Source organism: Eikenella sp., from assembly GCF_057315495.1.
Genome location: NZ_DBHKXY010000017.1, coordinates 1 through 9,080, shown reverse-complemented (window position 1 = coordinate 9,080; position 9,080 = coordinate 1). Strand labels below are relative to the sequence as shown.

General features: G+C 57.0%; 8 protein-coding genes and 2 pseudogenes. 6 read left to right on the top strand and 4 right to left on the bottom strand.

What is annotated here, in order from left to right; genetic code table 11:
- Window positions 1-338, top strand: a pseudogene (locus ACO6EE_RS02595) (transposase); the annotation flags it as partial.
- 198 nt (window positions 339-536) lie between these two features.
- Here ACO6EE_RS02595 and topA read toward each other — a convergent pair.
- From topA to dprA, 3 genes are all read right to left on the bottom strand, one after another.
- Entirely contained in the window at window positions 537-2,846 is a 2,310-nt protein-coding gene (gene topA, locus ACO6EE_RS02590; protein WP_485959011.1) for a type I DNA topoisomerase, read from the bottom strand.
- A 191-nt stretch (window positions 2,847-3,037) separates the two neighbouring features.
- A complete protein-coding gene (locus ACO6EE_RS02585; protein WP_003824720.1) occupies window positions 3,038-3,508 on the bottom strand; it encodes a Smg family protein in 471 nt (156 codons plus the stop codon).
- Window positions 3,505-4,803, bottom strand: a complete 1,299-nt coding sequence (dprA, locus tag ACO6EE_RS02580; protein ID WP_485959009.1) for a DNA-processing protein DprA — start codon at window positions 4,801-4,803, stop codon at window positions 3,505-3,507. The genes ACO6EE_RS02585 and dprA overlap by 4 nt, the downstream gene beginning before the upstream one ends.
- 224 nt (window positions 4,804-5,027) lie before the next feature.
- Here dprA and ACO6EE_RS02575 point away from each other — a divergent pair, with 224 nt between their 5' ends.
- The 5 genes and pseudogenes from ACO6EE_RS02575 (at window position 5,028) to ACO6EE_RS02555 (ending at window position 8,450) form a co-directional block, all read left to right on the top strand.
- Entirely contained in the window at window positions 5,028-5,465 is a 438-nt protein-coding gene (locus ACO6EE_RS02575) for a type II toxin-antitoxin system RatA family toxin (RefSeq protein WP_485959008.1), read from the top strand.
- The gene (locus ACO6EE_RS02570; RefSeq protein ID WP_485959007.1) at window positions 5,458-5,763 is read left to right on the top strand and encodes an RnfH family protein; all 306 of its coding nucleotides are present in this window, start codon (window positions 5,458-5,460) and stop codon (window positions 5,761-5,763) included. Before ACO6EE_RS02575 ends, ACO6EE_RS02570 begins: the two co-directional genes overlap by 8 nt.
- Window positions 5,764-5,807: 44 nt before the next feature.
- Complete coding sequence (locus ACO6EE_RS02565; protein ID WP_485959006.1) at window positions 5,808-6,275, top strand: hypothetical protein; 468 nt, start codon at window positions 5,808-5,810, stop codon at window positions 6,273-6,275.
- A gap of 153 nt (window positions 6,276-6,428) precedes the next feature.
- Window positions 6,429-7,172 (top strand): annotated as a pseudogene (locus ACO6EE_RS02560) (UvrD-helicase domain-containing protein); the annotation flags it as partial.
- A gap of 24 nt (window positions 7,173-7,196) precedes the next feature.
- A complete protein-coding gene (locus ACO6EE_RS02555) occupies window positions 7,197-8,450 on the top strand; it encodes a 3'-5' exonuclease (protein WP_485959013.1) in 1,254 nt (417 codons plus the stop codon).
- A 417-nt stretch (window positions 8,451-8,867) separates the two neighbouring features.
- On the opposite strand, the gene ACO6EE_RS02550 is transcribed toward ACO6EE_RS02555, so the two are convergent.
- Window positions 8,868-9,080: hypothetical protein (locus ACO6EE_RS02550; protein WP_485959004.1), on the bottom strand; the 213-nt coding region annotated here is incomplete at its 5' end.

Sequence of the window (9,080 nt, the reverse complement as noted above, 5' to 3'; positions counted from 1 at the left end):
TATATCGAGAAACTGCACATTACCCCCGCCAATGCCCATGAGTGCAAACACCTGTCGCCTTTGTTGGAAGGACTGCCCAAAGGTACGACCGTCTATGCCGATAAAGGCTATGACAGTAAGGAAAACCGGCAACATCTGGAAGAACACCGGTTGCTGGACGGCATTATGCGCAAAGCCCACCGCAACCGTCCGCTGACGGAAGCACAAACGAAAAATTCCGCTATGCCCGGGCAGCCTATTTCGGGCTGATTAAAGTGAGTGCGCAAAGCCATCTGAAGGCGATGTGTTTGAACCTGTTGAAAGCGGCTAACAGGCTAAGTGCGCCTGTTGCCGCCTAAAAGGCGGCCCGGATGCCTGATTATCAGGTATCCGGGGAGGATTAAGGGGGTATTTGGGTAAAATTAGGAGTGATTGGGGGCGAAAACAGCCGAAAACCTGTTTTTGGGTTTCGGTTGTCGAGGGAAGGGCTTTTTTGCAAAGGTCTCTACCTGAAAAATATTGCTCATTTTCAGGTAGCCTTTCGCTTCTTTGCTGCTTTAGCCTTTCGGAGCGGGCGGTTCGATTTGCTCTTTCCAGCCGCACTCTTTCTGCGGGCAAACTTTTTCTACACCCCAGCGCTTGGTGGTTTTGATGGTGAGCACCGGCCAGTGGCATTTCGGGCATTCTTCGGCCACGGGCTGGTTCCAGGTGGCGTAGTCGCAGTCGGGGTAGGTGTTGCAGCTGTAGAACAGTTTACCGTAGCGCGACTTGCGCTCAATCAGACTACCTTTACCGCATTTGGGGCAGGCCACACCGGTATCTTTGGGTTTTTCCAAGGGCTCGATGTGTTTGCACTTGGGATAGTTGGCACAGCCGATGAATTTGCCGAAACGGCCTTTTTTATACACCAGCTGGCCGCCGCATTTGGGGCATTCGCGCCCTTCTACGATAGTGGGCTCTTCGGCGGCTTTGGCGGCTTTGGCGGCTTCTTCGGCGGTTTCGTTGAGGTTGCGGGTGTAGTCGCAATCGGGATAGCCGGAGCAGGCGATGAAGCGGCCGCGTTTGCCGAATTTGATTTGCAGCTTGTGCTGGCCGCATTTGGGGCAGGTTTCGTCCAGCTCTTCGGTGGTGATTTTGGCACGCTCGATGCCGGCTTTTTCCTCAATCTGTTTGTGGAAGCCTTTCCAGAATTTGTCCATCACGGGAATCCACTGCCGTTTGCCGTTGGCAATGTCGTCGAGCTGGTCTTCGAGCTTGGCGGTGAAATCGTAATCCACGTATTGGGTGAAGTGTTCGGTGAGGAATTTGTTCACGATTTCGCCGGTGTCGGTGGGCAGGAAGCGGCGCTGGTCGATGGTTACGTATTCGCGGTCTTTCAGGGTTTTGATGATGCTGGCGTAGGTGGAGGGGCGGCCGATGCCGAACTCCTCCAAGGCCTTCACCAGCGTGGCCTCGTTGAAGCGGGGCGGCGGCTGGGTGAAGTGTTGCTCGCCATAGAGTTTGTCCACAGGCAGATCGTCGCCCACGGCCAATTCTGGCAGTTTTTTGTTGTCTTCATCCTCGTCGTCTTCATCGTGTCCTTCCTGATACACGCTCAGGAAGCCGGCAAATACGAGCACTTGGCCGGTGGCGCGGAACACGCCTTCGCCCACGCCGATGTCTACGGTGGTGGCATCGAATTTGGCTTCCACCATCTGGCAGGCCATGGTGCGCTGCCAAATCATTTGGTAGAGCTTGAATTGGTCGGCGGAAAGGAAGGGCTTCACGCTTTCAGGCGAGCGGTACACCGACGTGGGGCGGATGGCTTCGTGCGCCTCTTGGGCGTTTTTGGATTTGGTGCGGTACATGCGCGGCGATTTGGGCAGGAAACCGGCACCGATTTTGTTGTCGATGTAGTGGCGGATTTCGGCTATCGCGTCTTGCGACAGGGTTACACTGTCCGTACGCATATAAGTAATCAGGCCGACCGAGCCTTGGCCGACGTCCACGCCTTCAAACAGCTGCTGGGCGGTGCGCATGGTGCGGTCGGTGGTGAAGCCGAGCTTGCGCACAGCGTCTTGCTGCATGGTGGAAGTGGTGTAGGGCGCGGCAGGCTTGCGGGTGGCTTTTTTCTTCACCACATCGAGCACTTGCGCCGGTTTGCCCTGCATGGCAGCCAACACGGCGGCCTGGGCGGCTTCGTTGGGCAGGGAGAACTGCTCCAGTTTGCTGCCCTGCCATTGGGTGAGCTTGGCGGCGAATTTTTGGCGGCCTTTGTGGCTGTCGAGGTGCATGCTCCAGTATTCCTGCTTTTCAAAGGCGCGGATTTCGTTTTCGCGCTCGCAAATCAGGCGCAGGGCCGGGCTTTGCACGCGGCCGGCGCTCAAGCCGCGCCGGATTTTTTTCCACAACAGCGGGGAGAGATTGAAGCCGACCAGGTAATCCAAGGCGCGGCGTGCCTGTTGCGCATCCACCAAGCCCATATCGAGCTTGCGCGGCTGTTTGAGGGCTTCCTGCACACCTTTTTTGGTGACTTCGTGGAACACCACGCGCAGGGTGCGCTCGTCCAGATTTTTGATGCCGCGTTTGGATTTGAGGATTTCGTAGATATGCCAGGAAATGGCTTCGCCTTCGCGGTCCGGGTCGGTGGCCAGATAGAGGGTGTCGGCTTCTTTGGCGGCCGCCACGATGGCATCAATATGCTTTTTGCTCTTGGCCGGCACTTCGTATTTCATGGCGAAATCGTGCTCGGGATCAACGGCGCCGTTTTTCGGCACCAAATCGCGCACGTGGCCGAAGGAGGCCAACACTTCAAAATCGCTGCCCAGGTATTTTTTAATAGATTTGATTTTGTTGGGAGATTCCACAATCAGCAGGTTTTTCGACATAGTTTCCTCGCATAATACTTTTGTTTTTGGCCACACTGTAGCTGAAGAGATATAGTGCTTTAGCTGTTAAAAGCAAGCTTTCAGGTAGCCTTTAATCCATCTTGGTGCAAGCGCGGCGTATTCAATCAAAGGCTACCTGAAAACCTTCATTTTTCAGGTAGCCTTTATAGATTAAAGAGCAGCGGCCTTTCTCAATTCATCACCGCCTGGCCGTGCAGCAGGGCATTGACCAAATCGTCGCTGATGAGCATCGGCAGCTCGGATTTGTCTGCCCACAATACCAAGAGCGACAGCACTTTTACATGCGCATCGGTGAGCGGTTCGTCCGCCTTGTCTGCCAGGTGCATCAGCGCCAGCAGCACAAATTCCCGTTGTTCCACAGAGAGCGCGCCGTTTTGCACCAAAAAGTGCAGCAAACCCAAAGCCTCGGGCGGCAAAGCGGCAAGCTCTTCGGGCAGATACACGCGCATTGCCTGCTCTTCGCGGAAATTGCGGTGTAGCGAGCGGCTGCGTTCTTGGAGCACGTTCATAAATAATAGCGTATCACGAATTTCCTCATCCTGGAAACCCACCTGCTCCAAGAGGCTGCCCAAGGCCTCGCTGGGCGGGCAGGTATCGAAGTCTTGGAAGTTGTTTATCAAAAAGGCAATTACGTCAATCATTTGGCATTCCTATTTGGAGCAATACGTTGGTAGCGGCCGCCGGAGAGCGGGGCAATTTGGCCGTTGATTTCTAATAAAGTCAGTTCGGCATACACATCGGCCGCGGGCAATTTGAGCAGCTCGGCCAGACTGTCGGGGTGTACCGCGTCGTAACCCATGGCTTGCAGCAGCGGTGAAGTTTCCGTTTCAATTTCTGCCGGTTCCGGCGCGGTATCAGCCAAGACGGGCTGTTCGCTTGGGAGCGATTCGGCTTGGCGATGTTCGACATCTGCGTTTTGGTTTTGTAGAAACTCACTATGTTCGTTTTGGCGAAACTCGCTACTCTCGTTTTTGCTACGCAGAAACTCGCTACGCTCGTTTTCAGGTAGCCTTTTGGCTTGGACTGTCGTTTGGCGGTTAGGCGCTACGGTTTGCGGCAGCTGCGGACATTCTTCCAAAATATCGGCCAGCGTTTCGGTGAGCTTCGCGCCTTGCTTAATCAGCGCGTGGCAGCCTTTGCTGTGCGGGTTGTCGATGGAGCCGGGCACGGCGAATACTTCGCGCCCCATGTCTGCCGCCAGCCGCGCGGTAATCAGCGAACCGGATTCCAAAGCGGCTTCCACCACCAGCACGGCAGAGGAGAGCGCGGCAATCAGGCGGTTGCGACGCGGAAAGTTGCCAGCCAGCGGGCGCGTGCCCAAGGGGAATTCGGAGAGCACGCAGCCTTGTTCGGCAATGCGGTGCGCCAAGGCTTTGTTGGCTACGGGATACACGCGGTCGATGCCCGTACCCCACACCGCCACCGTGCCGCCCTGCTTACGCAACGCGCCTTCGTGGGCGGCGCTGTCGATGCCGGCAGCCATGCCGGATACGGTTACGATGCCGGCAGCGGCCAAGGCTTCGCCGAATTCGCCGGCAATCCGCATCGCCTGCGGCGTAGCATGCCGACTGCCCACGATGGCCACCGAAGGCCGGTGCAGCCATTCAGTATTACCGCGGGCAAACAATAAGGGCGGTGCGGTGATGCCTTCGCCCAATTGCAGTGGAAAATCTGCGTCGCAAGCCAACAATAAACGGCAGTTTGCCTGCTGCTCCCATGCCAACGCGGCTTCGGCAGCGGCTTCGGCCTCGTGGCGGCGGCTGCGCCAAGCTTCCTGCGCCGGGCGGCTGGGCAGAATGGCGCCCACTTCCTGCTCAGCCGCCCACACGGCACCGGCCGAGCCGTAGTGGCGGCACAATTCGTAAAACGTTTCCGCGCCGATATACGGCATCAGTGCAAGCTGTATCCAAGCCAAACGTTCTGCGGAGTTTTCCATGTGTTTTACGTGTACGGGGGATGGGGTTGAAGAAGTAGATCGGCGGCGGCCGAGCGGTATCGAACAAACTTCAAGCAAGTTTCGAGCCAAGAATAGTAGATTTAGATTAATTCATTGTTTATGATTGACAATCTGTGTTTTTAAGCGCCATATGCGTGCTTGGCGGTGGGGCGGCTTGGCGTTTCGCTATATAATGCGCACTTTGCATTGCCAAGGCCGTTTGTATGTCGCTCAAAACCGTGAAGAAATCCCTGCTCGTGCCACATCCTGCCGAGCAGATGTTCGAGCTGGTGGATAAAGCGGAGGATTATCCGCAGTTTCTGCCGTGGTACAGCCGCACCGAAATCATCGAGCGCAGCGGCAACGAATTGAAAGCACGGCTGTTTATGGACTATATGGGTGTGAGCCAATCGTTTGCCACGCACAACCGCAACATCCCCGGCCGCGAAATCCGTATGGTGTTGCTGGAGGGGCCGTTTAAAAGCCTGAACGGAACTTGGCACTTCCTGCCCCTAGGCGACGATGCCTGCAAAGTGGAATTCGAGCTGCACTACGAATTTTCCAGCCGCGTGCTCTCCGCGCTCATCAGCCCCGTGTTCAGCCACATCAGCGGCACGCTGGTGGATGCTTTCGTGAAAGAGGCAGGCCGCCGCTATGCCTAGCAATCCCCCGCTCAATATCGAAGTGGCCTACGCCGAGCCGGGCAAACAAAGCCTGCTGGCTTTTCAGGTAGCCTGCGGCACCACCGCGCGGCAGGCTGTGCTGCAATCCGCATTGGTAACCGAATTTCCGCACGTTGATTTTGCCGCCGCGCCCATCGGCATCTTCGGCAAAAAAGTGAAAGATAGCGCCCAGCTGCGTGAAGGTGACCGCGTGGAAGTGTACCGCGCCCTGCTCATCGACCCGAAAGAAAACCGCCGCCGCAAAGCCGCCGCCAAACAGAAAAAAGAAGCTACCTGAAAATCGAACAAACCGTTTTCAGGTAGCCTCTTGCACAGGAAAATATGAGCACAATGCGCCCAATCAAACCCATCCGGCCGGCCGCCATACCGGCTCTAATCCTTATCTGCCTCAGCCTCAGTGTCCATGCTCAAAGTGAACACCCTATGCCCCTGCCAGACTCCAACCCATCCATCAGTAGCTTCGCCGCCATCCCCGCCAACGAACTGGAGCATTTCAAACAAGCTGCTGCCGAAGGTGACAGCCAAGCCGCATTGAAATTGTCAGCCCATTTCGCTTTCTACGAGCAAAACCATGAGGCCGGCCTATACTGGCACATCAAAGCCGCCGAGCTGGGCCACCTGCAAGCCCAGGCCAACCTCGCCCATATTTTCTTCGACCAATACCAAACCGACCGGCAAGCAACCACACTGCACAACGCAGAAAAATGGGCGGAGGCCGCCCTCAAAAACGGCGCCGGTGCAGATATAAACGAACTGCTGCAAAACATTCGAGCCGCCAAAGCAAGATAAGGCTACCTGAAAACGAGTGCAGTGAGTTTCTGCGTAGCAAAAACAAGCGAGCGAGTTTCGCCAAAACAAACACAGCGAATTCCTGAGAAGCTAAATTTTCGATACACCAGCAACAGGCTACCTGAAAGCCCAGGCAGCCTTATCCACTCCCCCATGTCCACACAACCCTTCCAACTCAACCCCCAGCAGCTCGAAGCCGTGCATTATCTTGGCGGCCCCCTGTTTGTGCTGGCCGGTGCCGGCAGCGGTAAAACCCGCGTCATCACCGAAAAAATCGCCCACCTCATCCGCGAAGTGGGCTACGCCCCGCACAACATCGCCGCCATCACCTTCACCAACAAAGCCGCCGCCGAAATGCAGGAGCGCACCGCCGCCATGCTCGGCAGCCGCCAAACCCGCGGGCTCACCGTCTGTACCTTCCACTCTCTCGGCATGCGCCTCTTGCGCGAAGAAGCCCAGCACATCGGCTACAAAAAAAACTTCTCCATATTCGACGGCTCCGATAGCGGCAAAATCATCGCCGAGCTGCTCGGCAGCAGCGGCCGCGACGCCGTCTTCCGCGCCCAACACAAAATTTCCCTGTGGAAAAACGACCTGCTCACACCCGAGCAAGCCTTTCAGGTAGCCTCCAACGAATGGGAGCGCCAAACCGCCCAGCTCTACGCCGGCTATCAGGAAACCCTGCACAGTTACCAAGCCGTCGATTTTGACGACCTCATCCTCCTGCCCACCCGCCTGCTGCAAAACGAAGCCGGCATCCGAATCAAATGGCAGATGCGCCTGCTGCACCTCCTGGTGGACGAATGCCAAGACACCAACACCTGCCAATACACCCTCATGAAGCTGCTCACCGGCGCCGAAGGCCGCTTCACCGCCGTGGGCGACGACGACCAAAGCATCTACGCCTGGCGCGGCGCCAATATGGAAAACCTCCGCCTGCTCCAGCAAGACTACCCCGCTCTCAAAATCATCAAGCTCGAGCAAAACTACCGCTCCTCCGCCCGCATCCTGCGCGTGGCCAACCAAGTCATCGCCAACAACCCCAAGCTCTTCCCCAAAACCCTCTGGAGCCAATACGGCGAAGGCGAGCCCGTTCGCATCATCGCCTGCCAAAACGAACAACACGAAGCCGAATACGCCGCCGGCAGCATCATCCGCCGGCGCAACCAAAGCGGCGACAGCCTCAACTACGCCGACTTCGCCATCCTCTACCGCAGCAACCACCAAGCCCGCCTGTTTGAAGAAGCCCTGCGCAGCGCCCACATCCCCTACCGTGTTTCCGGCGGCCAAAGCTTCTTTGAAAAAGCCGAAATCAAAGACATCCTCGCCTACCTGCGCCTGCTCGCCAACCCCGACGACGACCCCGCCTTCCTGCGCGCCGCCACCACCCCCAAACGCGGCATCGGCGATGCCACCCTCAGCAGCCTCAACCACTACGCCGCCGCAGCCTCCTGCAGCCTCTACGCCGCCGCCAACACCGCCGAAGCCCTAGCCCGGCTCCCAACCGCCGGCCGCGAAGCCCTGCGCCAGTTCACCGCCCTTATGCAAAGCTACCAAAGCCGCGCCCAAAGCGAGCCCGCCGGCAGCCTCATCCAAGAGCTCCTGGCCGACATCCGCTACGAAACCTACCTGCTCGAACACGAAGAAGGCAAAAGCGGCGAAATCAAATGGCGCAACGTGCAAGATTTATGCGCCTGGCTGGCCAGAAAAGGCGAACAAGACGGCAAAACCCTGATCGAACTTTCCCAAACCATCGCCCTGATGAACCTGCTCGACAGCCGCAGCAAAGAAGAAACCGACACCGTCACCCTCTCCACCCTGCACGCCTCCAAAGGCCTCGAATACCCCCACGTTATCCTCGCCGGCTGCGAAGAAGGCCTCTTCCCCCACGCCGACAGCGTAGAAGAAGGCAACCTCGACGAAGAGCGCCGCCTCATGTATGTCGGCATCACCCGCGCCAAACACAGCCTCACCCTCACCCACTGCGTCAAACGCCGCCGCCAGGGCGGCTGGCAATTCCCCGAGCCCAGCCGCTTTATCGGCGAAATGCCCCAAGCCGACCTCAAAATCCTCGGCCGCAAAGGCGGCGAACCCATCGTGAGCCACGAAGAAGGTAAAGCCAACCTGCGCAGCATGCTCGATATGCTCAACGCCAAAATGGGGCAGAACAAATAAACATATAGCGGGCTGAAGTGGCTTCCAATACAAAGCAGTAAGCCGCAGACAGCACAAAAGCACAGCAAGGCGAACCCAGGCCGTAGCGGAAGTTCAGTTGGTTTGCTATGCCACTAAAAGGCTACCTGAAAACGAGCGCAGCGAGTTTCGCTAAAACGAGCGCAGCGAGTTTCGCCAAAACGAACGCCGTGAGTTTCTGCACAGCACAAACGCAGCTTCAACGAAGATAAAAACCGAGCACGTGCGCTCCGCACACCTGCCATACAGAACATCGGCTTGCCAGCTGCCGCCCCCGCAGGCTACCATGCCGCACATAAACGATACCGATACGACCTAATCCGGAGCCCAAATGGATTCCCCCCGCGAACACGCCGTACCGCCGCACCAACAGCAACACCGCTGCCGCCAGCATGGCCTTCATGCTGCGCACAGCGGTGTTTTTGTTTGACGGGTACTGGTGCGGAAGAGGCTACCTGAAAACAGGCGGTGAAGATTGGTGAAGAGCAAAGGAAAGGTTTTCAGGTAGCCTCTCAAGATTCCGGATATGCTGCTGCCGGACAAAACAAAATTAACTAGGAAAAACATGATTACATTAAGAGACATCACCCAATTAATCGCCATGCTGTATTG